At 70.5% G+C, this 23,503-nt stretch carries 17 protein-coding genes; 12 read left to right on the plus strand and 5 right to left on the minus strand.

Features of this window, described 5'->3' with window-relative positions:
* Positions 1-2: 2 nt before the first annotated feature.
* A complete protein-coding gene (locus tag J7E89_RS30080; protein WP_214977774.1) occupies positions 3-2,720 on the minus strand; it encodes a SpoIIE family protein phosphatase/ATP-binding protein in 2,718 nt (905 codons plus the stop codon).
* A gap of 178 nt (positions 2,721-2,898) precedes the next feature.
* Between J7E89_RS30080 and J7E89_RS30085 the strand changes: the two genes are divergently transcribed.
* The 6 genes from J7E89_RS30085 (at position 2,899) to J7E89_RS30110 (ending at position 11,970) form a co-directional block, all read left to right on the plus strand.
* Entirely contained in the window at positions 2,899-3,477 is a 579-nt protein-coding gene (locus tag J7E89_RS30085) for a PadR family transcriptional regulator (RefSeq protein WP_214977624.1), read from the plus strand.
* Between the two features lie 51 nt (positions 3,478-3,528).
* On the plus strand, positions 3,529-5,256 hold the full coding sequence (locus J7E89_RS30090; RefSeq protein WP_214977625.1) for an acyl-CoA dehydrogenase family protein: 1,728 nt from the start codon (positions 3,529-3,531) through the stop codon (positions 5,254-5,256).
* Between the two features lie 250 nt (positions 5,257-5,506).
* The gene (lanKC, locus tag J7E89_RS30095) at positions 5,507-8,128 is read left to right on the plus strand and encodes a class III lanthionine synthetase LanKC (protein ID WP_251061308.1); all 2,622 of its coding nucleotides are present in this window, start codon (positions 5,507-5,509) and stop codon (positions 8,126-8,128) included.
* Positions 8,129-8,134: 6 nt separating this feature from the next.
* Positions 8,135-8,278: a SapB/AmfS family lanthipeptide gene (locus J7E89_RS30100; RefSeq protein ID WP_214977627.1), complete on the plus strand. Its 144-nt coding sequence runs from the start codon at positions 8,135-8,137 to the stop codon at positions 8,276-8,278.
* 132 nt (positions 8,279-8,410) lie between these two features.
* The gene (locus J7E89_RS30105) at positions 8,411-10,165 is read left to right on the plus strand and encodes an ABC transporter ATP-binding protein (RefSeq protein WP_214977628.1); all 1,755 of its coding nucleotides are present in this window, start codon (positions 8,411-8,413) and stop codon (positions 10,163-10,165) included.
* Positions 10,162-11,970 (plus strand): ABC transporter ATP-binding protein, encoded by a 1,809-nt coding sequence (locus tag J7E89_RS30110; RefSeq protein WP_214977629.1) that lies wholly within the window; start codon positions 10,162-10,164, stop codon positions 11,968-11,970. Before J7E89_RS30105 ends, J7E89_RS30110 begins: the two co-directional genes overlap by 4 nt.
* Positions 11,971-11,997: 27 nt before the next feature.
* Here J7E89_RS30110 and J7E89_RS30115 read toward each other — a convergent pair whose 3' ends face one another.
* Entirely contained in the window at positions 11,998-12,603 is a 606-nt protein-coding gene (locus tag J7E89_RS30115) for a response regulator transcription factor (protein ID WP_214977630.1), read from the minus strand.
* 224 nt (positions 12,604-12,827) lie between these two features.
* Here J7E89_RS30115 and J7E89_RS30120 point away from each other — a divergent pair, with 224 nt between their 5' ends.
* From J7E89_RS30120 to J7E89_RS30130, 3 genes are read left to right on the plus strand one after another with little or no spacing between them, the layout of a single operon-like run.
* Positions 12,828-13,508: an ABC transporter permease gene (locus tag J7E89_RS30120; protein WP_214977631.1), complete on the plus strand. Its 681-nt coding sequence runs from the start codon at positions 12,828-12,830 to the stop codon at positions 13,506-13,508.
* On the plus strand, positions 13,505-14,179 hold the full coding sequence (locus J7E89_RS30125) for an ABC transporter permease (protein ID WP_214977632.1): 675 nt from the start codon (positions 13,505-13,507) through the stop codon (positions 14,177-14,179). Before J7E89_RS30120 ends, J7E89_RS30125 begins: the two co-directional genes overlap by 4 nt.
* Complete coding sequence (locus J7E89_RS30130) at positions 14,176-15,126, plus strand: ABC transporter substrate-binding protein (RefSeq protein ID WP_214977633.1); 951 nt, start codon at positions 14,176-14,178, stop codon at positions 15,124-15,126. Before J7E89_RS30125 ends, J7E89_RS30130 begins: the two co-directional genes overlap by 4 nt.
* 4 nt (positions 15,127-15,130) lie before the next feature.
* On the opposite strand, the gene J7E89_RS30135 is transcribed toward J7E89_RS30130, so the two are convergent.
* Together J7E89_RS30135 and J7E89_RS30140 are read right to left on the minus strand one after the other, a co-directional pair.
* Complete coding sequence (locus J7E89_RS30135; protein ID WP_214977634.1) at positions 15,131-15,850, minus strand: cupin; 720 nt, start codon at positions 15,848-15,850, stop codon at positions 15,131-15,133.
* A 112-nt stretch (positions 15,851-15,962) separates the two neighbouring features.
* Positions 15,963-17,132, minus strand: coding sequence for an ABC transporter ATP-binding protein (locus J7E89_RS30140; RefSeq protein WP_214977635.1), 1,170 nt, complete (start codon positions 17,130-17,132; stop codon positions 15,963-15,965).
* Between the two features lie 110 nt (positions 17,133-17,242).
* Between J7E89_RS30140 and J7E89_RS30145 the strand changes: the two genes are divergently transcribed.
* The gene (locus tag J7E89_RS30145) at positions 17,243-18,541 is read left to right on the plus strand and encodes an alpha/beta fold hydrolase (protein ID WP_214977636.1); all 1,299 of its coding nucleotides are present in this window, start codon (positions 17,243-17,245) and stop codon (positions 18,539-18,541) included.
* Between the two features lie 68 nt (positions 18,542-18,609).
* Entirely contained in the window at positions 18,610-19,371 is a 762-nt protein-coding gene (locus J7E89_RS30150; RefSeq protein ID WP_251061291.1) for a PIG-L deacetylase family protein, read from the plus strand.
* 73 nt (positions 19,372-19,444) lie between these two features.
* Here the strand turns inward: J7E89_RS30150 and J7E89_RS30155 are convergent, their stop codons facing one another.
* A complete protein-coding gene (locus J7E89_RS30155; protein WP_214977637.1) occupies positions 19,445-20,350 on the minus strand; it encodes a SigB/SigF/SigG family RNA polymerase sigma factor in 906 nt (301 codons plus the stop codon).
* Between the two features lie 300 nt (positions 20,351-20,650).
* On the opposite strand from J7E89_RS30155, the gene J7E89_RS30160 reads away from it, so the two are divergent.
* Positions 20,651-23,293, plus strand: coding sequence for a beta-N-acetylglucosaminidase domain-containing protein (locus tag J7E89_RS30160; RefSeq protein ID WP_214977790.1), 2,643 nt, complete (start codon positions 20,651-20,653; stop codon positions 23,291-23,293).
* Positions 23,294-23,503 lie beyond the last annotated feature (210 nt).

Raw genomic sequence — 23,503 nt, forward strand, 5'->3', positions numbered from 1 at the left:
CCTCAGAGCGTGTCGATGTCGATGTTGTCGATGTCGAAGAAGCCCAGGAGCTCCTGCTCCGGGTCTCCCGAGGCGCCCGGCAGCGCCTGCTCGGCCCAGATGACCTTGCCCGCCGGCGTGTACCGGGTCCCCCACCGCTGGCTCAGCTGCGCCACCAGGAACAGTCCGCGTCCTCCCTCGTCCGTGGTGGCGGCGTAACGCAGATGAGGTGAGGTGCTGCTTCCGTCGGACACCTCGCACGTCAGTGTGCGGTCACGCAGCAGCCGCATCCGGACCGGCGCGGAGCCGTAGCGGATGGCGTTGGTGATCAGCTCGCTGAGTATCAGCTCCGTACCGAACGCGAGAGCCGACAGGCCCCATTCGTCCAGTTTCTTCACGACGACGGCTCGCATGGCACCGACCGCGCTCGGTTCGAACGGCACATCCCATTCGGCGACACGGTCGGCGCCGAGTGTCCGGGTCCGGGCGATGAGCAGAGCCACGTCGTCCCGCGGACGAGCCGGCAGCAGGACGTCGAGAATCGCCCGGCAGCTGGCCTGCGGGGGCCGGTCCGGGTGGCTCAGGGCCGTGCGCAGCAGCTCCAGTCCCTCGTCGATGTCACGGGTGCGGTCCTCGATCAGCCCGTCGGTGTAGAGCACGAGCTGGCTGCCCTCGCTCAGGTGGAACTCCGCGGTTTCGAACGGCATCCCGCCCAGCCCCAGCGGTGGTCCGATCGGCAGCTGGAGGATCTCCACCGGACCGTCGGGGCGGACTAGCACGGGCGGCGGGTGTCCCGCCCGCGCCATGACGCAGCGCTGGGACACCGGGTCGTAGACGGCGTACAAACAGGTGGCACCCAGCATGCCGTCGTCGTCGGCGTCCGCGCCGTCCTCCCCGTTGTGGTCGATGCGCTGAACAAGGTCGTCGAGACGGGACAGCAGCTCGTCGGGCGGCAGGTCGAGGGACGAGAAGTTGTGCACCGCCGTACGCAGCCTCCCCATGGTGGCCGCGGCGTGCAGTCCGTGGCCGACCACGTCACCGACGACGAGAGCGACGCGGCTGCCCGACAGCGGGATCACGTCGAACCAGTCGCCGCCCACCCCGGACTGCGCGGGCAGGTAGTAGTGCGCCACCTCGACGGCGCTCTGTTCGGGGATGCCGCGCGGCAGCAGGCTGCGCTGGAGGGCTACGGCCACGGTGTGTTCGCGGGTGTAGCGGCGGGCGTTGTCGATACTGACCGCAGCCCGCGCGACCAGTTCCTCGGCCAGGGACACGTCGTCGTCGTCGAAGGGTTCCGGCTTCTCCATGCGCCAGAAGTTCACCACTCCGAGAATGACGCCCCGCGCCTTGAGGGGGGCCGTGATGAGGGAGTGGATGCCGTACTCGATGATGCTCCGCGCCACAGGCGGGTCCTGGGCGAACCAGCCCGGAGCGTCGGCCAGGTCGGGCACCAGCTCGGCCTGGCCGGTGTCGAGCCCGCGAGCCTGCGGTGTGGACGGGAGGAAGTCGATCAGTTTGCCGCGCGGATACAGCGGCTGGTCGTCGCGGATGCCGCTGACGGCGGTACGTCGCATGTCGGCGCTCGTGCCGGTCGGCTCGTCGCCGTGCAGCACCTGGTCCGCCAGATCGACGGTCACGAAGTCCGCGAACCGGGGTACGGCGACGTCCGCCAGCTCCTCGGCCGTACGCACCACGTCGAGCGTGGTACCGATGCCGACACCCGCGTCGTACAGCAGTTTCAGCCGTCGGCGAGCCGCGTCGGCCCGGCTCGTCAGGACGCGCATCTCGGTGGAGTCGCGGATGGTGACCGCGGTCCCCTCTGGCTGGCCGTGGGGTTTCGTCGGCCGCTGGTTCACCACCAGCAGGCGGTTTCCGGCCGCGAGGACCTCGTCCGTGGCCTCCCGGCCGGACAGCAGGAGGCCGGCCATCTGCTGATCGAGGCGGGGCAACTGCCCGATGTGCCGTCCCTCCGCGTCGGGCGGAAGATCGAGCAGCCGTTTGGCCTCGTCGTTCGCGAGCAGCAGGCGGCCGTCCCCGTCGGTGATCAGTACGCCCTCGCGGACGGCGTGCAGGACCGCGTCGTGGTGTTCGTACATCCGGGTCATCTCAAGGGTCCCGAGACCGTGGGTCTGCCGCCGCAGCCGTCTGGTGACCAGCGCCGTGCCGATCGTGGCCACGGCCAGGCCGGCCGCGCTGACGCCGAGGATGACCGGGAGCTGCCGCTCGACCACACCGGTGACGTTCTGCACGGTGAGACCGGCCGAGACCAGCGCCACGACCTCGCCGCCCGTGGCAGTCACCGGGACGATGGCCTGTATCTCCCGGCCCAGAGGCCCTTCCACGCTCTCCGTGTGGACCCGGCCGGCCAGGGACGGCTCGATCGTGCCGACGAACCGCTGGCCGATCCGGTCGGGCTGGGGATGCGTGTAGCGGATCCCACGGGTGTCCATCACCACGATGAAGTCCACGCCCGCCCGTCTGCGTGTCTCTTCCGTGAGCGGCTGGAGGATCTTGGACGGATCCGGCGCCTTCAGCGCCTCCTGAAGCCCGATCGAGTGGGCGAATGTCTCGGCGACCGCGACCGACCGGTTACGGGCCTCACGGTCGCCGTCGTGGCGCGACTGAAGCACCAGTGCCAGCACGGCACCGGCGGCGAGCAGCAGCACGACCGCCACCTGGAGGACGAAGACCTGTCCGGCGACGCTCCGCGGGCGCTTCCTGGTTAGTGACCGCACCGACACGCCCGGCACGGGGTGAAACGATCGACCACATTGTTATTTGTACTCCCGCGCGGGCTCCCGCGCCTAGGTGGTGCGCAGATCTACCTGATGCGCAGGGCCATTCGCGCGACGGGTGAGCCGTGTCTCACCCGCGCGGTGCGGCTTGTCTATGCAACGAGTTGCATAGAAAGATCGGGGCATGGCGCTCGAACACGCGATCCTCGTCTCCCTGCTGGAACAGCCGGGCTCCGGCTATGAGCTGGCCCGGCGGTTCGAGCGGTCCATCGGTTACTTCTGGAACGCCACGCATCAGCAGATCTACCGCGTGCTCAAGCGCATGGAGAGCGACGGCTGGATCGACGCCCGCGACGTACCGCAGCAGGCCCGGCCGGACAAGAAGGAGTACTCCGTCGCGGCCCTCGGCCGAGCCGCCCTGTCCCAGTGGCTGCACGAGCCGATCGAACCCGAGAGCGTCCGGCACGACCTCGCCGTGAAGATCCGCGGCGCGGCCTTCGACGACCCGGCCGCGCTGATCCGCGAGGTCGAGCGGCACCACCGGGCGCACACCGACCGGCTCGCGCACTATCTCGCGGGGGAGCGGCGGGACTTCACCGGACCCGAGGCCGCCGCTGGAGTGCCTGATGCCGCTGGAGTGCCCGATGCCGGGCGGGAGCTTCAGCATGTGGTGCTGCGCGGCGGCATCGCGTACGAACGGATGACGCTCGCCTGGCTCGACGACGTACTCGCCACGCTCCACCGACTGGGCGCCGAGCGCTGACGCCCCGCACCCTTCGACCCCTCATCACCTCAACCCGGAAGGCGAACATCCATGGCGGACCCGTTGCTGTTCAACCCGCGTACCTACGACCCGGCGCACTTCGATCCCGAGACCCGCAGGCTGCTGCGTGCCACCGTCGACTGGTTCGAGGACCGCGGCAAGCGCAAGCTGATGGACGACTACCGCTCCCGTGCCTGGCTGGCGGACTTCCTCGCGTTCTCGGCCAGGGAAGGGCTCTTCGCCGCCTTCCTCACCCCCGCCTCCGCCGCCGACGGGCAGCCGGAGCAGGACAAGCGCTGGGACACCGCGCGGATCGCCGCGCTCAACGAGATCTTCGGCTTCTACGGGCTCGACTACTGGTACGCCTGGCAGGTCACTATCCTCGGTCTCGGCCCGGTCTGGCAGAGCGACAACGCCGCCGCTCGAACGCGCGCGGCCGAACTCCTCTCCGAGGGCGAGGTGTTCGCCTTCGGCCTGTCCGAGAAGGCCCACGGCGCCGACATCTACTCCACCGACATGCTGCTGGAGCCCGACGGTGACGGCGGCTTCCGGGCGAGCGGTTCGAAGTACTACATCGGCAATGGCAACGCCGCCGCGCTGGTCTCCGTCTTCGGCCGCCGCACCGACGTCGAAGGCCCCGACGGCTACGTCTTCTTCGCCGCCGACAGCCGCCACCCGGCGTACCACCTCGTGAAGAACGTCGTCGACTCGTCGAAGTACGTCAGCGAGTTCCGCCTCGACGACTACCCCGTCGGTCCCGACGACGTGCTGCACACCGGCCGCGCCGCCTTCGACGCCGCCCTCAACACCGTCAACGTCGGCAAGTTCAACCTGTGCACCGCCTCGATCGGCATCTGCGAGCACGCGATGTACGAGGCCGTCACCCACGCGCACAACCGGATCCTCTACGGCCGCCCCGTCACCGCCTTCCCGCACGTGCGCCGGGAGTTGACCGACGCCTACGTACGCCTCGTCGGGATGAAGCTGTTCAGCGCCCGGGCCGTCGACTACTTCCGCTCCGCCGGCCCCGACGACCGCCGGTACCTGCTGTTCAACCCCATGACGAAGATGAAGGTGACCACGGAGGGCGAGAAGGTCATCGACCTCATGTGGGACGTCATCGCCGCCAAGGGCTTCGAGAAGGACACGTACTTCTCACAAGCCGCCGAGGAGATCCGGGGGTTGCCGAAGCTGGAGGGCACGGTCCACGTCAACCTCGCGCTGATCCTCAAGTTCATGGCCAACCACCTGCTGCGTCCGGCCGAGTACGCGCCCGTGCCGACCCGGCTCGACGCGGCCGACGACGCGTTCCTCTTCCGTCAGGGACCGGCCCGTGGCCTGGGGTCCGTACGCTTCCACGACTGGCGCCCCGCCTACGACGCGTACGCCGATGTGCCCAACGTCGGCCGCTTCCGGGAGCAGGCGGACGCCCTGTGCGAGTTCGTCACCACCGCCGCCCCGGATGAGAAGCAGAGCCGCGACCTGGACCTTCTGCTCGCCGTCGGCCAGTTGTTCGCGCTGGTGGTTCACGGCCAGCTGATCCTGGAACAGGCGCGCCTGACCGGCCTGGACGAGGACGTGCTCGACGAGCTCTTCGCCGTCCTGGTACGGGACTTCTCCTCGTACGCCGTCGACCTGTACGGCAAGGATTCCGCCACCGCGCAGCAGCAGCAGTGGGCCCTGGGCGCGGTCCGTCGCCCGGTCGTCGACGACGCCCGCGCCGCCCGGGTCTGGGAGCGCGTGGAGGCGCTGTCCGGGGCGTACGAGATGGCGCCGTAACAGCGCAGCGAGTGAGCGGTGTGCCGCCGGCCAGGGCCGATGCGCCCTGGCCGGCGTTCCTACCGGGCCCGAGGTGACGATCTCACGCCGCATGGGTGACGAAGGGTGGTGTTGTCACGGCGGTCGACTCTGGGATGCTCACTAGTGATTCAGGGCGGTATTCCCTGCAAACGCCCACAATTTCAGCCAGGCCGCAGAGCAACGGATCTGCCTCACGGGCACTGAGCCCTCGATGGAGACTCCCGTGGACATGCGCTACGAGGCCTTCTGCCTCATGGATCCCCACTTTTACGACACGCCCACCGGCGCGCAAGGGGAGCGAATCGACTTCGACCGGACGCGATGTCCGGCTCCCGACGGCTGGGTGCGCTCCGAGCGGGGCGACTGGGTGATCTTCAGTCCCGACGGCGTCGAGCTGCCCGCGCAGGGCTGGAAGATTCACGTGTCCGCGTGCCTCGACAACGCCCGGGACATCCTCAGCGACGTATGGGACTACTGCGTCCCCCGCCGCGTCGCCTTCAAGTTTCTCCCCAGCGAGGACAACCTCCTCCTCGCCAACGCGAAGTACGCCCCCCGCGGATCCAGCGGCAAGTTCGTGACGATCTATCCGGCGGACGAGGCCCAGCTCGAGGTGGTCCTCCACGAGCTGGGCACCGTTTTGGCCGGCCGGCCCGGCCCGTACATCCTCAGCGACCTGCGCTGGGAGTCCGGTCCGCTGTATGTCAGGTACGGCGGGTTCGCCGTCCGGACCTGCGTATCGCCCGAGGGAGAAGTCGTGCCGGCGATCGAGGACGGATCCGGCCGGCTCGTGCCCGATGTGCGCGGACCCGCGTTCCGGGTGCCCGAGTGGGTGACGCTGCCCTCCTTCCTCGAACCCCAGGTGGCCGCACGCAACAACATGACCGTCGCCGACCTGCCGTACCGCATCGAGAGCGCCCTGCACTTCTCCAACGGCGGTGGCCTCTACACCGGTCAGGACGTACGGACAGGGCAGCGCGTCGTGCTCAAGGAGGCCCGGCCGTACGCGGGGCTCACCCTGGACGGCGCGGACGCGGTCACCAGGCAACGCCGCGAGCGGGAAGCCCTTGAGCGCTTGCGCGGGCTCGACTGTGTGCCCGCCCTGCTCGACCACTTCGTACTGGGAGAGCACCACTTCCTGGTCGAGGAGTTCGTCGAGGGGACGACCCTCAACAGCCTCTTCGTGGACAAGTGCCCCCTCGTACATCCGGAAACCGATGACGACGACACCTCCGCCTACACCGCGTGGGCTCTCGACATGCTCGACAAGGTCGAGCGCGCCGTCGCCGCTGCGCATGACCGGGGCCTGATCATCGGCGACCTCCACCCCGACAACATGCTCGTCCGCCCCGACGGCCGGCTGGTGCTGATCGACTTCGAGGGCGCGGTGGACGCGTCCGACCAGCGGACGCAGCGCCTCGCCGCCCCCGGGTTCGTGGCCCCGGAGGGCCTGACCGGAATCGACATCGACCGCTACGCACTGGCCTGCCTGCGCATTTCCCTGTTCATGCCGCTCACCGGCCTCCTCGCACTCGACCGGGCAAAGGCACGGCAGCTCGCCGAAGAGGCTGCCCGGGAATTCCCGGTTCCCCCCGGATTCTTCGACGACGCGGTACGAGTGATCGCCGGGGAAGGCGCGAGCGCGCCGGCGGACTCCGGCACGCCGCAGCGGCTCGAACCGGACCACCAGGGCTGGACGCGCGCCCGCGACTCCATGACCGCCGCCATCCTGGCGGCCGCCACACCGGACCGTGACGACCGGCTCTTCCCGGGCGATCCCGAGCAGTTCGCCGCCCCGGGCGGGGGCCTGAACCTCGCTCACGGTGCGGCAGGGGTGCTGTACGCGCTGGACGCGGTCGGTGCCGGGCGCAACCCCGGCCACGAGGAGTGGCTCGTACGGCATGCCCTGAACCCGGAATCCGGAACACGCCTCGGTTTCTACGACGGCCTGCACGGCATCGCGTACGTACTCGACCACTTCGGCCACCGCGAAGAGGCGATGAAGCTCCTCGACATGTGCCTGGGCGAGCAGTGGCAGCAGCTGGGGCTCGGCCTGGAGGGAGGCCTGGCGGGTATCGGCCTGAACCTCCAGCACTTCGCCGAGACCACCGGTGACCTCGCCCTGCGTGACGCGGCCTTCTCGGTGGCGGGCATCGTCGCCGACCGGCTGGGACTCTCCGGCGGAGCGGCGGAGGGCGACGACGAGGACCAGTACACCGGCCTGCTGCGCGGTTCCACGGGGCCCGCCCTGATGTTCCTGCGGCTTTACGAGTACAGCGGCGACCCGGAATTCCTCGACCTGGCCGGCGCGGCGCTCCGTCAGGACCTTGCCCGCTGCGTCCTGCGTGAGAGCGGGGCCCTGGAAGTCGACGAGGGCTGGCGGACCTTGCCGTACCTCGGGATCGGCAGCGCGGGCATCGGCCTCGTGCTCGACGACTACCTCGCCCACCGCGAGGACGACCAGTTCCGCGGGGCGAGCGCCGCGATTCGCACGGCAGCCACGGAGCGGTTCTTCATCCAGGCGGGGCTCTTCCAGGGCATGGCGGGGCTGATCCTCTTCCTCAGCCGACCGCATCCTCCGGGCACGGCCGCGGAGCGCGACCCCGTGGTCGCCGCACACATACGCCGCCTGTCACGCCACGCGCTCAGCTACCAGGGCCACCTCGCCTTCCCCGGCGAAATGCTGATGCGGCTCTCCACAGACCTGGCCACCGGCAGCGCGGGCGTCCTGCTCGCCGTCGGCTCGGCCCTGCACAACAGCCCCGTACGGCTGCCGTTCCTCGCTCCAGCGACCGACGGAACGCGCCGCACGGCACACACTTCCCTGTCCCCACGAGGTCATGAAAGGAGGTGAACCCTGATGACACTTCTGGAACTGCAGGCCATGGACCCCACCATCGCGACCGGTGGCGGCGGTGGTCGCAAGAGGCACAGCAACCTCAGCGTCACCCTGTGTGCTGGCTCTGCCAGTAGCTACAGCGTGCTGCTTTGTAGCGGCAAGTAACCGTCGGATGCGGGGGCGCCCCGTGCGTCCCCGCCCAACCCGTCCACCGGTCTCGCACGGACCCGAGGTATTGACCATGGCGCACGTGCGCCGCCTCGGCAACGGGCGCGGCCGGGACGGCTGGGAGGAGCCATGAGCCTCCGCGCGGCGGACCGCCTTCTGCTGGCGTCAGCCAGACAGGGCGGTGTCTGGGTGGGCGTCACGGTGGTCACATCCTTGCTGCTCACCGGCGCGACCCTGGCGCTGCCGGCCGTCATGGGCCGCACCCTCGACGCCGTCCTCGGCGACGGGGACGTGGCGCGGTGGCTGGCTGTGAGCGGCGCGTTGATCTTCGTCCTGGTGGTCTGCGATGCCGTGGACGATCTCGTCGGTCAGGCCGCCGAGGCCAGGTCGACCGCGTGGCTGCGGCATACGCTGCTGGGGCACGTGCTCGCGCTGGGCACGCGCGCCACCCGCAGGTTCACGCCCGGAGACCTGGTGAGCCGCCTGGTCGGCAACTCCGCCCGGACCGGGAACGTCGCATCGGGTCTGGTATGGGTCGTCATGGGCATCGTCCCGCCGCTCGGAGCGATCATCGCCCTGGCGCTCATCGACTACTGGCTGTGCCTCACCTTCCTGGTGGGGATGCCCCTCGTGGTGCTCCTGGTGCGGGCCTTCCTCCGAGACATCTCGGACGCCAACGAGGGCTACTTCCGCGTGCAGGGCACCATCGCCGCACGACTCGTCGATGCCCTGGGCGGAATCCGGACGATCACGGCGGCAGGGACCGTCGACCGTGAGGCGCAGCGTGTGCTCGCGCCCCTTCCCGAGCTGCACCGGCACGGGCTGGGCATGTGGAGGGCGATCGCGCGGATCTCGGCACGCGGAGATCTTGTCGTCCCCCTGCTGGTCGTAGCCGTCCTGGCAATGGCCGGACTGGGGCTCGCTCAGGGGCGCATCACGGCGGGAGACGTGCTCGCGGCCAGCGAGTACGTCGTCATGGCGGCCGGTATCGGCGGCGTGATGTCGTCGCTGAACCAGCTGGCCCAAGCCCGCACGACGGCCGGGCGGATCGCCGAGGTGGTCGACGAACCACCCGTGGCGTACGGCCACGAGCAACTGCCCGAAGGCTCCGGGCGGCTGGAGTTCCGGCGCGTGACCGTACAGGGAGCGAGCGGACCCGTCCTCAAGGACCTTGACCTGATCGTCCCCGGCGGCGCCCTGGTCGCCGTCGTGGGGAACTCCGGCGCCGGCAAGTCGCTGCTGGCCGCGCTGGCCGGGCGCCTCGTCGACCCGGACGAAGGCGACGTACTGCTGGACGGCGTGCCGCTGCCCCGCCTGGCGCGCGACGAGCTCCGGCAGGCTGTGGCGTACGGCTTCGAACGCCCGGTTCTGCTCGGTGAGACCTTCGCCGACGCGATCGGATTCGGCCCACGGGCCCCTTCGGCGGACGAGCTGTCGGCGCAGGCCGCGGCGGCCCGGGCCGACGTGTTCATCCGGCACATGCCGTCCGGCTACGACAGCCGCGTCGCCGACACCCCGATCTCCGGCGGGGAGGCGCAACGCGTCGGGCTGGCGCGTGCGTTCGTCCAGGCCCGGCGGGTGCTCGTCCTCGACGACGTCGCCGCCAGCCTGGACACCGTGACCGAGCACCACATCAGCCAGGTGCTCACCGGCGCGCTCGCCGACCGTACGCGCCTCATCGTGACGCACCGGGCCTCCACAGCGGCGCGGGCGGAAGTCGTGGTCTGGCTCGCCGACGGCGGCGTACGCGGGCAGGGGACGCATCGCGAACTGTGGGCGGATCCCGAGTACCGGGCCGCTTTCCAGCCGGTTTCGGTCAACGGCACGGCCCCTTCGACTCGCACCGGTCCGGTGGTCGGTCTGGGTGGAAGGAGTGTGCGGTGAACCGGCGGTCCCTCCAGATCCTGCGCTCGTCGCTGAGCCGTAGGCGCCGGGCGTACTGGCGGCTCGTGGGCTGGTCGCTGGTGCAGGCCGTACCGGCCTTCCTGTCGGGGTGGATCGTTGCCCGCGCCGTCGACCGCGGCTTTCTCGCGGACCGGCCCGCCACCGGCTTCCTCTGGCTGGGCGTACTGGCGGTCGCCTACGTCGTCGGAGCGTGGGGAACCCGGCACGCCACGCTGGGGCTCGCGCCGCTCATCGAACCGTTCCGGGACGATCTGGTCACCCTCGTGACCACGGGCACGCTGCACCGGTCCGCCCGGCTGGGCGAGCCGGCCGACACCGCCGGGGTGGCACGGCTCACCGAGCACGTGGAGCGGGCCCGCGACGCCTACGGCGCGGTCGTCCTGTTCGTCCAGGGTTTCGTGGTCACCGCCGTGGGCGTCCTGATCGGCCTCGCCAGCCTCGATCCCGTGCTGCTTGCGCTCGTCCTGCCCCCGCTTCTGCTCGGGCTCGCGCTGTTCATCGCGGCGCTACGGGCGATGGCCGCACGGCAGCGCGCGGTCATCCTGGCGGACGAGCGCATCGCCGAGATCGCGAGCGCCATGACGGGCGGGCTGCGGGACGTGGTCGCCTGCGGCGCGGAGGAGCGCGTACGAGCGGAGACGGGTGCGCAGGTTGACGCCGCGCGGCGGGCGACCCTGGCGCTGGCGCGGCTCACCGCGGTGCGGACCGGAGCCCTGGGCATCAGCGCCTGGGTTCCCCTGCTGCTCATCCTGCTGGGAGCGCCGTGGCTGGTGCGCAACGGTGTGACGACAGGGGCGATCCTGGGCGCGGTGACGTACGTGTCGCAGGGCCTGCAACCGGCCCTGCAGGGCTTTGTCCAGGGGCTCGGCAGCAGCGGGCTGTGGCTGTTGGTGACTGTGGGCCGAATGGCCGAGGTCGCGGACGTCCCTGACGACACGGAGAACGCCGACGCGCCGCAGCCGGTGGCCGTTACCGGCCCTCCGGCGGAGCAGGTGTCAGGGCGACCCCGCGGATCCGGACTGGTGGAGGTGCGCGGTCTCACCTTCGGCTACGCACGGTCCGCGGAGCCGGTGATCCGCGGCCTCGACCTCGTACTGCGCCCGGGTGAGCACCTCGCCGTGGTGGGCCCGAGCGGCGCGGGCAAGTCCACCCTCGCCGCGCTGATCGCCGGGGTGCTCAAACCGCAGGCCGGGCAGGTGCTCCTCGACGACGTGCCGGTCCGTACCCTGAGCGGCGACGACCTGGCCCGCCACCGCGTGCTGATCCCGCAGGAGGCGTACGTATTCACCGGCACGCTGGCGGAGAACCTCACCTACCTGGCGCCCGGCGCCGCTCCGGCGGACATGGAGTCGGCGGTCCACGCTGTCGGCGCGGCACCGCTCGTCGAGCGCCTGGGCGGCTACGACGCTCCTCTGGACTCCCGTGCGCTCTCGGCAGGTGAGCGCCAGCTCATCGCCCTGGCGCGCGCCCTTCTCCCGTCGCCGCGGCTGACCCTGCTGGACGAGGCCACCTGCCACCTCGATCCGGTCGCCGAGGCGGTCGCCGAGGACGGCTTCACCCGTCGCCCGGGCACCCTGATCGTCGTCGCCCACCGCATCAGTTCGGCGCTTCGGGCCGACCGGGTCATGGTCATGGACGGTACGCGGGTACGCCTGGGCACGCACGAGGAGCTGATGGCCGACTCCGCGCTCTACCGGGACCTGGTCGGCCACTGGGGCGCGCCCGATCCGTTCCCTGAAGTGAGGGCCCCCGCACCCGTCGGTCGAATGGCATGTACGCGATGATCGTGTTCCGTGTTCCGTGCTCCGGCGTCACACCCAGCCCGACTCCCGAGCTATCCGGATCGCATCGATCCGGTTGCGTCCCCCGAGCTTGTTCGTGATTGCCGACAGGTGGTTGCGGACCGTGCCCACAGACAGGGACATCCGCTCGGCGATGTCCCTTGTGGGCGTGCCGTCAGCGGCCATCCGCAGGACTTCCACTTCTCGGGGGGTCAGCGGGTTCTCTCCCGCGTCCAGGGCGACCAGCGCGAACTCCGGATCGATGAACCGCTGGCCCCTGACCAGCTTCCGGACGCCGTAGACAAGGCGGTCGGGCGGGGCGTTCGTGCTGATCACACCGGCGGCGTGCAGGTCGAGCACGCGCCGGAGGCGCTCGGGTGTGGGGGAGGCCATCATCAGCAGCATCTGGCAGTCGGGGAGACGCGCGCTCAGTTCACCCTTCGCGGCGAGATCCTCGCCCTCCTTGCAGTCGACGTCGATCACGACCACATCGGGGCGGCACATCAGCGCCCGCGCGAGGACCTCGCCATTCCCGTCGCCTTCGGCGACCACTTCGATGTCCTCTTCGCGAGAGAGAAGAGCGGCAAGCGCTCCCCGCACGAGGCGGGTGTTCTCGACGAGAAGAACGCGGATCAAGGCTGCTCCCACCTGGCCGTATGCGGACTGTTGTCACACCTTGCCTGGCTGTCACACCTCGCCTTGTCTTGTTCCACCCCCTTGGAGACCACTAGACGCATTATCTCTGCTCATGTCCCGAATTTCAGTTTGGCCATGAACAGGGGAGCGCAGCCAGGGGCAGCCCACCCCGAACAGTCCACCAATACGCGCGGCCCCGACCGGCCCCGGGCTGCAATGAAAGGGTGACCGCGCCCCCGGACGACTGCCTCGCGCGCAATGAGTGGCTCTGCGCCGAGTACCTTTCCACCCGCCGCGAGATCCTCCTGGACGCCGTACTCCAGCACCTCCAGCTGACCGTCGTCTCCGTCCTCCTCGGCCTGGTGCTCGCCGTCCCCCTCGCCGTGGCCGCCCGCCGCCGGCGCGGGGCGGCGGGGCCGGTGCTCGGCGTGACGACCGTCCTCTACACGATCCCGTCGCTCGCGATGTTCTCGCTGCTGCTGCCGGTGTACGGGCTCTCCGCCTGGCTCGTTATCGCGGGGCTCGTCCTCTACTCCCTCACCCTGCTCGTACGCAACATCCTCGCCGGACTGCGCGCGGTGCCCGAAGAGACCCGGCAGGCCGCCCGCGGCATGGGTTACGGGCCCGTCAGGCTGCTGCTCGCCGTCGAACTGCCCCTCGCACTCCCCGCCGCCATGGCCGGCCTGCGCATCGCCACCGTCTCCGCGGTCTCCCTCGTCACCATTGGCGCGATCGTCGGGTACGGCGGCCTCGGCAACCTCATCTACACCGGCATGAACACCTACTTCAAGGCCCAGGTGCTCACCGCGTCCGTCCTGTGCGTCGTGATCGCCGTCGCCGCCGACCTCCTGCTGCTCGGTTTACAGAGGGCGCTGACGCCCTGGATGCGGGAGGCGCGAGCGTGAACACCCTCAGCGCCGCCTGGGACTGGCTCACCAGCTCCGCGAACTGGTCGGGCGAGGGCGGCATCTGGAACCGGCTCGGCGAGCATCTCTTCCTCACTGTCGTCTGCCTGCTGCTCAGCTGCCTGATCGCGCTGCCCGTCGCACTCGTACTCGGCCATCTCGGCAAGGGCGGGGCGCTCGCCGTCAACATCTCCAACGTCGGCCGCGCCGTGCCCACCTTCGCCGTCCTCGTCCTGCTGCTGCTCACCCCGATCGGCAGGCACGGCGACTGGCCGACGATCATCGCGCTGGTGCTCTTCGCCGTACCACCGCTGCTCACCAACGCCTACGTCGGCATGCGCGGCGTCGACCGCGACATCGTCCGGGCGGCGCGCGGAATGGGCATGACCGGCGGCCAGCTGCTGTGGCGCGTCGAGCTTCCGCTCGCCCTTCCGCTCATCCTCACCGGAGTGCGTATCGCCGCCGTACAGCTCGTCGCCACCGCGACGATCGCCGCGCTCGCGGGCGGCGGCGGCCTCGGCCGGATCATCACCGCCGGCTTCAATCTCGCCAGTACCCCGCAGGTGGTCGCGGGGGCCGTGCTGGTGGCGGGTTTCGCGCTGCTGATGGAGGGTCTGTTCGAGATCGCACAGCGGCTCGGACCCCAGTGGACAAGGCGCGGTGCGACGTGAGAGCCGTCCGCGTCGCCGCCGTCGCGTTTCTGCTCACCCTCACCGCCTGCGCCACAGGGCCCGCCCTGGAGGAGCGGGGCGAGGTCACCGCGCCGCCCGGCGACAGCCACCGGCTGACCGTCGGATCGGCGGGCTTCACCGAGAGCGACCTGCTCGCCCGGATGTACGCGCTCCTCCTCGACCGGGCCGGATACGAGACCACGATCCTGTCCGTAACGAACCGGGAGATCTACGAACCTGCCCTGGAGAGCGGCCAGATCGACGTCGTACCCGAGTACGCCGCCACCTTCGCCGACTGGCTGAACTCCAAGGCCAACGGCGCCGACGCCGCGCCCGTCGGCTCTCCCGACCTCGGCGCCACCATGACCGCCCTGCGCGCGCTGGCCGCCCCGCGCGGCCTTGTCGTCCTCGACGCGGGCCGCGCCGTCGACCAGAACGCCTTCGCCGTCGCCGCGTCGTACGCCGCGAAACACCGGCTGAAGACCCTCTCCGACCTGGGCAGGTCAGGGCAGCCGGTGCGTCTGGCGGCGGGTGACGAGTGCGTCCAGCGCCCCTACTGCGAGCCCGGCCTCAAGAAGACGTACGGCATCGACATCACCGCCGTCGATCCCTTGGGCGTCGGCACCACCCCGGCGAAGCAGGCCGTCCAGAACGGCCAGGACCAGATGGTCCTCACCACGACGACCGACGCGACCCTCGACGACTTCGGCCTGGTCCTGCTGAAGGACGACAAGAAGCTCCAGAACGCCGACTGCATCGTGCCGGTGGTCAACAGGTCGCGGGCCGGATCCGCCGGGGTGAAGCGCGCGCTGGACAGGCTCAACACCGTACTGACGACCAAGGACCTGGCGTCCCTCAACGAGCAGGTGGACAGCTGGCGCAGGCTGCCGGAGGACGTCGCCCGGAACTACCTGGAGTCCAAGAGGCTGATCCCGGCGGGCAGCTGAGGCATCAGGCCGCGGGGTAGACGTCCAAACGGCCGCACATGCCGAACCTTCCGCGGTGCGCCGGCTGCTCGGCACGTACGAGCGCCTGCGCGAGGTATCCGCAGTCACCGTCCCCCAGCCGGTCGAGCTGGTCCCCGGTGGCGGCCGACGCGGCAGCCGCCCCCTCCCGCCACCGTTCGCGCCAGCCGCCGGTCAGCGGGCCGACCAGAGCCGCCGCCGCCCGGTGGAACGCGGCGAGCGGTCCGGGGTCACCGGCGTCGGCCGCCGCGCGGAGCGCCGCGAACCCCGCTACGGCGAGGTCGCGGCGTACCCGGGCCGCGTGCGCCAGCTCCTCCTCGGTGCCGTCGGCGGGCAGCGTCACCGCGGCCCGGTACGCCGCCGGGTCGGCCAGCAGGGGCGGGGGCAGGGTGAGTACCGCGTCGCCGGCCTCGGGGAGGCCGCGGTTCTGCATGAGTACGACGATGGTCAGGCCGCCGTCGTTGACCAGCCGGTGAATGGTGCCGGGCGTGAACCACACCAGCGCCCCCTCGGCGAGCGGTGTCTGCCGGAAGCCGGACGCGGTGAGCGTCTGCACGGCTCCCTGGCCGGCGGTCACCAAGTAACCCTCGGAGCAGGTGAGGTGGAGGTGGGGTGTGCCGCCGCGCAGCCCGTCGGCGGCGGGCCAGTCGTACACCCGGAGCAGCGAGACACCGATACCGCCGGGCAGTCCTTCGTGTCCGGTCACCACGCGAGCTCCTCGGCGTCACTCGGCAAGCGCTTTCCCCCGCTTTCTTCCCCGCAACCCGGAGTCACCCGGCATGCCGGTCAAGAGGCCCCCGCGCAAGGGCGATTGGCCGCTACGCGTCCGCCACCGAGTCGAAGGCCACCTGGCCGCGCGGTACGCCGCGCGCGTCCGCGTCGACCGACCGGCGCAGCGCCTCGTGGAGCTTCGCCGGAGTGAGTACGCCGACGAACTTCGCGCCGTCGAGCACCGCCACCCACCCCGCGTCGTACTGCAGCATCTCGCTGAACGCCTGCTTGAGAGGCGCCCCGACCGGCACCCGGGCCTCCATCCGGCGGGCCAGGTCACCCACTGTGCCGCCGCTGCCCTGTCCCGCGATGCTCAGCTCTTCGGTGGACACCCAGCCGTGCAGGTCGTTCCCGTCCGTGAGGACCACGGCCCACCGGGCGCCGTCGGCGCGCAGCCGCGCCGCCGCGTCCTGCGCGGGCTCGTCCAGGCGGGCGACCGGTGGCTGTTCCAGGTCGGCGGCCTCGATCTCGGTGACGGACAGCCGCTTCAGGCCCCGGTCCGCGCCCACGAACTGGGCCACATAGGGGGTGGCGGGCGCGCCGAGCACCGTCGCCGGCGTGTCGAACTGCTCGATGCGCCCCTGTCCGTACACCGCGATCCGGTCACCCATCCGCACCGCCTCCTCGATGTCGTGCGTCACCAGCAGAACCGTCTTGCGGACCGTCGCCTGGAGGCCGAGGAACTCGTCCTGGAGGCGCTCGCGCACCACGGGGTCGACCGCTCCGAACGGTTCGTCCATCAGGAGCACCGGCGGATCGGCCGCCAGCGCGCGGGCGACACCGACCCGCTGGCGCTGCCCGCCGGACAGCTGGTCCGGGTAGCGGGACCCGTACACGGACGGATCAAGCCCCACCAGGTCGAGGAGCTCCGCCGCCCGCGCCCGGGCCTTCGGCTTTTTCCAGCCGGTGAGGAAGGGGACCGTGGCGGTGTTGTCGAGGACCGTGCGGTGCGGGAAGAGGCCGACCTGCTGGATGACGTAGCCGATACGGCGGCGCAGCCCGACCGGGTCGACGGCCGCGATGTCCTCTCCGGCCACCAGGATCCGGCCCGAAGTGGGCTCGATCAGCCGGTTGACCATCATCATGGTGGTCGTCTTCCCGCAGCCCGAAGGGCCGACCAGGGTGACCAGCTCACCCTCCGCCACCTCGAAGGACAGGTCGTGGACGGCGGCCGTGCCGTCCGGGTACACCTTGCCGACCTGCTCGAACCGGATCATGTACGCCACGGTAGAAGCGGCAGGGACAAGGCGCACACGGGCCGCGACTGTACGAGTCACCGCCCCAGGGTGTGCTGAACTATGCAGAAGTGATCAGAACGGGAGTAACTGTGACCAGCTATCGCCAGCCCGGCACCGTCCTCACCGACCACCGTTTCACCGTCCCCCTCGACCACGCCCGCCCCTCCGGGGAGCGCATCGAACTCTTCGCGCGAGAGGTCGTGTCCAGCTCCCGGGCCGCCGCGGACCTGCCGTGGCTGGTCTACCTGGAGGGCGGCCCGGGATTCGGCGCACGCCGCTTCGTCGGGCGCCAGGCGTGGCTCGGCCGCGCACTCCAGGACTTCCGGGTACTGCTCCTCGACCAGCGCGGCACCGGGCTCTCCACGCCCGCCAACCGGCAGAGCCTGCCCCTGTGCGGCGGCCCGCAGGAGCAGGCCGGCTACCTCGCCCACTTCCGCGCAGACTCGATCGTCCGCGACTGCGAGACCATCCGCCCCCAACTGACCGGCGGCTCGCCCTGGACCGTACTCGGCCAGAGCTTCGGCGGCTTCTGCGCCACCCACTACCTCACCACCGCCCCCGAAGGGCTGAGTACGGTGCTCATCACCGGCGGCCTGCCGAGCCTCGACGGGCACGCGGACGACGTCTACCAGGCGGCGTTCCCCCGCATGGAGCGCAAAAACGCCGCCCACTACGCCCGTTACCCCCAGGACGTCGAGCGGGCGCGCCGGATCGCCGAGCACCTGACCGAGAACCAGACCGTGCTGCCGAGCGGCTACACCCTCAGCCCCGAGGCATTCCAGTCCCTCGGCATCGTGCTCGGCTCCGGCGACGGCAGCCACCAGCTGCACTACATCCTGGAGAACGCCTTCGCCCGTACGTCGCACGGCCCCGCCCTCTCGGACACCTTCCAGGAGGCCGCGCAGACGGCACTCTCGTACGCCGCGCACCCGCTCTACGCCGTCCTGCACGAGGCGATCTACGCCCAGGGCGCGCGGCCCACCGCCTGGGCGGCCGAGCGGGTGCGCGCCGGATTCCCGCAGTTCGACGTCGGCAAGGCGCTCGCGGGCGAAGGGCCGGTGCTCTTCACGGGCGAGACCATCCACCCCTGGCACTTCGACTGCGACCCGGCGCTGCGCCCGCTGCGCGAGACGGCCCAGCTGCTCGCCGAACGTACCGACTGGCCCGTGCTGTACGACGCGGAGCGCCTCGCGGCGAATGAGGTGCCGGTCGCCGCCGCCGTCTACCACGACGACATGTACGTCGACACGGAGCACGCGCTCCAGACCGCGCGGACCATCAAGGGCCTGCGCACCTGGGTCACCGACGAATTCGAACACGACGGTCTGCGGACGGGCGGCGCGCGCGTACTGGACCGGCTGCTCGCACTGACGCGCGGCGACATCTAGTGCGGCAACCAGCGGCGACAGCCCGCGAGTAGAACCGGAATGGGAGGTTCGCCGCTTATTCTGCGCCCATGACAACCGAGCCGACACAGCAGCCGCAGCAGCCCCACCAGCTTCAGCCGATGCCCTCCGACTGGCAGCGCGCCCTCGCCGTGGTGGCGCACCCGGACGATCTCGAGTACGGGTGCGCCGGCGCCATCGCGGGATGGACCGACGGCGGCCGCGAAGTGACGTACCTGCTCGCCTCCCGTGGCGAGGCCGGGATCGACAGCCTGGAGCCGGACAAGTGCGGCCCGCTGCGCGAGCAGGAGCAGCGGGCCAGCGCGGCGGTTGTCGGCGTCTCGGCGGTCGAGTTCCTGGACTACAAGGACGGCGTGATCGAGTACGGGACCGGGCTGCGCCGGGACATCGCCGCCGCCATCCGCAAGCACCGCCCCGAACTCGTCATCACCCTCAACCACCGCGACACCTGGGGCGGCGTCGCCTGGAACACGCCCGACCACCGGGCGGTGGGCCGGGCCACCCTGGACGCGGCGGGCGACGCCGGCAACCGCTGGATCTTTCCCGAGCTCACCGAGCAGGGGCTCGCGCCCTGGGACGGGGTGCGCTGGGTCGCCGTCGCGGGCTCCACGACGCCGACCCATGCGGTGGACGCGACGCCCGGGCTCGAGCGCTCCGTACGCTCGCTGCTCGAACACCGTGCGTACATCGAGGCGTTGACGACGGAGGACCCGGAGGCCTACTGCCGTACGTTCCTCACCCAGAACGCGCAGCGCGCGGCGGAGCGCTTCGGTGGAAAGCCCGCGGTCACTTTTGAGGTCTTCAGCCGCTGAGCCTGATGCGGTGATGCGGTGATGCGGTGATGCGGTGATGCGGTGATGCGGTGATGCTGCGATGCGGTGATGCTCACGCTTCGCTGAGCATGCCGGCGCGGAGCCTGGTGAGGGTCCGGGTGAGGAGGCGGGATACGTGCATCTGCGAGATGCCCAGCTCGGCTCCGATCTCGGACTGCGTCATCTCCTGGCCGAAGCGCATCTCGATGATGTTCCGCTCACGGTCGTCGAGTTCGCCCAGCAGGGGTGCCAGGGTCTGGAGGTCCTCGACCGTCTCCATGGCGGGGTCCGTCTCGCCCAGCACATCGGCGAAGGTGCGCGACTTGTTGGCGTGGCCGTCGTCGCCGGGGTCGTTGGGCATGTCCAGGGAGCCGGCGGTATAGCCGTTGGCGGCCACGAGGCCTTCGACGACCTCGTCCTCGCTGAGCTCCAGGTGCCCGGCCAGTTCCCTGACCGTCGGGTCCCGGTCCAGCGTGGCCGCCAGTTCCTCCCGGGCCTTGGCGAGCTCGACCCGCAGCTCCTGCAGCCGCCGGGGGACGTGGACGGCCCAGGTCGTGTCGCGGAAGAACCGCTTGATCTCGCCGACGATGTAGGGGACGGCGAAGGTGGCGAACTCCACCTCGCGGCTCAGGTCGAACCGGTCGATGGCCTTGATCAGCCCGATGGTGCCGACCTGGACGATGTCCTCCATGTCGCCGCCGCCACCGCGGCCCCGGAACCGCCCGGCGGCGAACCGCACCAGCGAGAGGTTCATCTCGATGAGCGTGGTACGGGCGTACTGGTGCTCGGGCGTGCCCTCCTCCAGGACCTGAAGCTGGTCGAAGAACGCCTTTGACAGACTGCGGGCATCCTTCGGGGCAACCGCCCCCGCATCCTCGATCCACGGCAGCTCACCCGTCCCGGGAAGCGTCCCGGTCCGCGCGCTCGTCGCGACCTCCGTCCGCGGAACTTCCGAAATCAGCACCGGCGTTGCCGTCATGTTCCCGCCTCTCTTCTGATCGCTCCGTTCCTCCCGACTGCCCAGGCATCCTCCATGTATGTCTCCCGCCGCCGAATGGGGGAAGAGACGGGCCCGGCGGGGACCAAGGGACGGATACCGCTATCCGGCCCAACGTTGAATGGGCATGGGCGACTTGCGGAATCGTCTGGATTAGACGTGCGCGCCATTGACAGCCTGTCAGGCCCCAGGAGGATTCTGTGGCGTTGTGATGCGCGATCGCCCACAGTTTTCGCCGGGACCTCTGGAGGACGTGTGACGCTCCGCCTGCGCCCGCTCGCCATGCTCGCTTCCGCTCTCGCTCTCGTGCTCGGGATTCCGGCCGCCGGGGCTGCCGCCGACCCCCCGGCCGACACCGACCGAAGATCCGCCCCCGTCATCACCCCGACACCGCAGGATCTCCGGCAGCGCGACGACCGCGTCACCATCACCCCGACGGTGACGCTCGTCGCGGGCGTCGACGCTGATGCCGCCGCCCTGAAGGTGACTCAGCAGGCGCTCCTCGACGCCGGTGCGCACCAGGTCGTACGCGGGGAACGCCCCGTCCCGAGCCGGCTCACCGTGTACGTCGGCGGCCCGGGGGAGACCCCGCAGACCGCCGGGGCGCTCGAAGCGCTGGACATCGAAGGCCCCGGACAACTCCCACCCGAGGGGTATGTCCTGGGCATCGGTGAGCGCCGTATCGCGCTCTCCGGCAAGGACACGGCCGGTACGTACTACGCCGCCCAGTCGCTGCGCCAGCTGCTGCCCGAACGCAAGGGCCCCGGCGCGAAGGTCGGGGGGGCCGAGATCCGCGACTGGCCCACCACCACGATCCGCGGCGTCATCGAGGGCTTCTACGGCATCCCGTGGACCCACGCGGCCCGCCTCGACCAGCTCGACTTCTACGGCGAGCACAAGATGAACATCTACGTCTACTCGCCCAAGGACGACCCGTACCTGCGGGAGAGGTGGCGGGAGCCGTACCCCGACGCGCAGCTCGCGAAGATGAAGGAGCTCGTCGACCGGGCCCGCGCCCGGCACGTGGAGTTCACGTACGCGCTGTCGCCGGGACTGAGTGTCTGCTACAGCTCCGAGGCCGACATCAAGGCGCTGACCGACAAGTTCAAGACGGTCTGGGAGCTCGGCATCCGCACGTACGCCGTCCCGCTCGACGACATCAGTTACACCAAGTGGAACTGCCAGGCCGACCAGGACAAGTGGGGAACGGGCGCGGCCGCAGCCGGCGCCGCCCAGGCGTACCTCCTCAACCGGGTCAACCGGGACTTCATTGCCACCCACCCGGGCGCCGCGCCGCTCCAGATGGTGCCGACGGAGTACTACAACGTCACCCCGTCCCCGTACAAGAAGGCGCTCGCCGAGCAGCTCGACGAGGACGTGGTGGTCGAGTGGACCGGTGTCGGCGTCATCGCGCCGGTCATAACGGTGGCGCAGGCGAGGGCCGCGCGTGACGTTTTCGCGCACCCGATCCTGCTCTGGGACAACTACCCGGTGAACGACTACGTCACCAACCGGCTGCTGCTCGGTCCGTACAACGGCCGGGAGAAAGGGATGCCCGCCGAGCTCGGCTCCGGCATCACCGCCAACCCGATGAACCAGGCGTACGCCTCGAAGGTCCCGCTGATGACGGTCGCCGACTACACGTGGAACGACGCGGCCTACGATCCGGTCACCTCATGGCAGACGGCGATCTCCGAGTACGCGGGCGGCGATGCGAAGACCGAGAAGGCGCTGCGGATCTTCTCCGACGTCAACTACAGCTCCCGCATCAACGCACAGCAGGCACCCGCTCTGGCCGCCTCGGTCGAGCGGTTCTGGGAGTCCGGGAACGCGGCCCGGCTGGACCGCGCCCTTGAGGGTCTGCAGAAGTCCCCGGACGTGCTGCGCGACCGTATCGCCGAGCAGGAGTTCATCGACGACAGCGAGCCGTGGCTCGACGCCGCCGAGGCGTGGGGCGTCGCGACGCGCGCGGCTCTGCGGCTGGTCGAGCTGGCCCGCGACGGAGACGGCGCCCGGGCGTGGGACCAGCGGCAGCGACTGCCCGGGCTCGTGGCCGCCGCGAAGTCGTTCACGTACACCGACCTGAACGGGCGCAAGATCCCGGTCGTGGTGGGCGAGGGAGTGCTCGACAAATTCACCGAGGACGCGGCCGCCGAGCACGACCGGCTGCTCGGCGTCAGCGGCGCCGTGAAGGGCCTCACCAACCTGCCGACGTACCAGGGCAACGTGATCGGGCGGATGATCGACGGGGACGACAGCACGTTCTTCTGGAGCAGCCGGGCCACCGCCACCGGTGATCAGGTGACGGTCGACCTGCGCACGGAACGCGAGATCGGCCGTATCTCGCTCGCCATGGGCAAGCCGGGCAGTGTGAACGACTACATGCGGAACGGGGTGCTGGAGTACTCGTCGGACGGTGCTTCCTGGGAACAGCTCGCGACGTTCTCCGGCAAGCCCGTCGTGACGGCGACGGCTCCGGCAGGTACCAAGGCACGGTACGTACGGGCGCGGGCCACCGCGGGGCAGACGAACTGGCTCGTCGTGAGGGAGTTCGCGGTCGAGACGACGGACGCGTTCGTGTCCGGCGGACCGTCGGCGGCGACGGGCAGCAGCCTGCGCGCGGCGGCCGACGGAGACGTGACGAGTGTCTACCGCGCCGCACGCGCGGCAGAACCGGGCGAGGCACTCCAGGTCGACCTCGGCGGGGCGCGCGCGGCGTCGTCAGTGACCGTCCTCCAGCCGAAGGGCAGCTCCGCTCAGGGCGCCGTGCAGGTACGGGCCGCGGACGGCGACTGGCGTACGGTCGGCGCGCTCAAGGGCGGCTACGGCGAATTCACGGTGGACGACGAACCGGTCTCGGCCGTACGACTGCTGTGGAGCGAGGGCGCCAGCACCCCGCAGATCGCGGAGGTGGTCGTCCGGTAGCGGACGTCCGGCGCGGCGCGGCCCCCGGGCGATCGATCGGCCCGGGGGCCGCGCTGTGTCCGGCCGTACTGTGGATGTGACCGCCGTTACCTGACGCCTGACGCCGCTTTGCGCCCCCTTTACTCTTGGAGGGCGGGATCTTCCGTCCCGCCCGGAACATGTGACCAAGAAGGAGCTGCAGTCCCGCAATGGGTGAGCCTCCCAGTACGA

Source organism: Streptomyces sp. ISL-100, assembly GCF_018614615.1.
GTDB lineage: Bacteria > Actinomycetota > Actinomycetes > Streptomycetales > Streptomycetaceae > Streptomyces.

What these genes read in the sequence shown, in the direction of transcription:
- J7E89_RS30100 (WP_214977627.1), top strand. Translation starts at nt 8,135, where the DNA reads ATGACACTTCTGGAACTGCAGGCCATGGACCCCACCATCGCGACCGGT.
- J7E89_RS30090 (WP_214977625.1), top strand. Translation starts at nt 3,529, where the DNA reads ATGGCGGACCCGTTGCTGTTCAACCCGCGTACCTACGACCCGGCGCAC.
- J7E89_RS30150 (WP_251061291.1), top strand. Translation starts at nt 18,610, where the DNA reads ATGACAACCGAGCCGACACAGCAGCCGCAGCAGCCCCACCAGCTTCAG.
- J7E89_RS30160 (WP_214977790.1), top strand. Translation starts at nt 20,651, where the DNA reads ATGCTCGCTTCCGCTCTCGCTCTCGTGCTCGGGATTCCGGCCGCCGGG.
- J7E89_RS30105 (WP_214977628.1), top strand. Translation starts at nt 8,411, where the DNA reads ATGAGCCTCCGCGCGGCGGACCGCCTTCTGCTGGCGTCAGCCAGACAG.
- J7E89_RS30140 (WP_214977635.1), bottom strand. Translation starts at nt 17,132, where the DNA reads ATGATCCGGTTCGAGCAGGTCGGCAAGGTGTACCCGGACGGCACGGCC.
- lanKC (WP_251061308.1), top strand. Translation starts at nt 5,507, where the DNA reads ATGCGCTACGAGGCCTTCTGCCTCATGGATCCCCACTTTTACGACACG.
- J7E89_RS30155 (WP_214977637.1), bottom strand. Translation starts at nt 20,350, where the DNA reads ATGACGGCAACGCCGGTGCTGATTTCGGAAGTTCCGCGGACGGAGGTC.
- J7E89_RS30085 (WP_214977624.1), top strand. Translation starts at nt 2,899, where the DNA reads ATGGCGCTCGAACACGCGATCCTCGTCTCCCTGCTGGAACAGCCGGGC.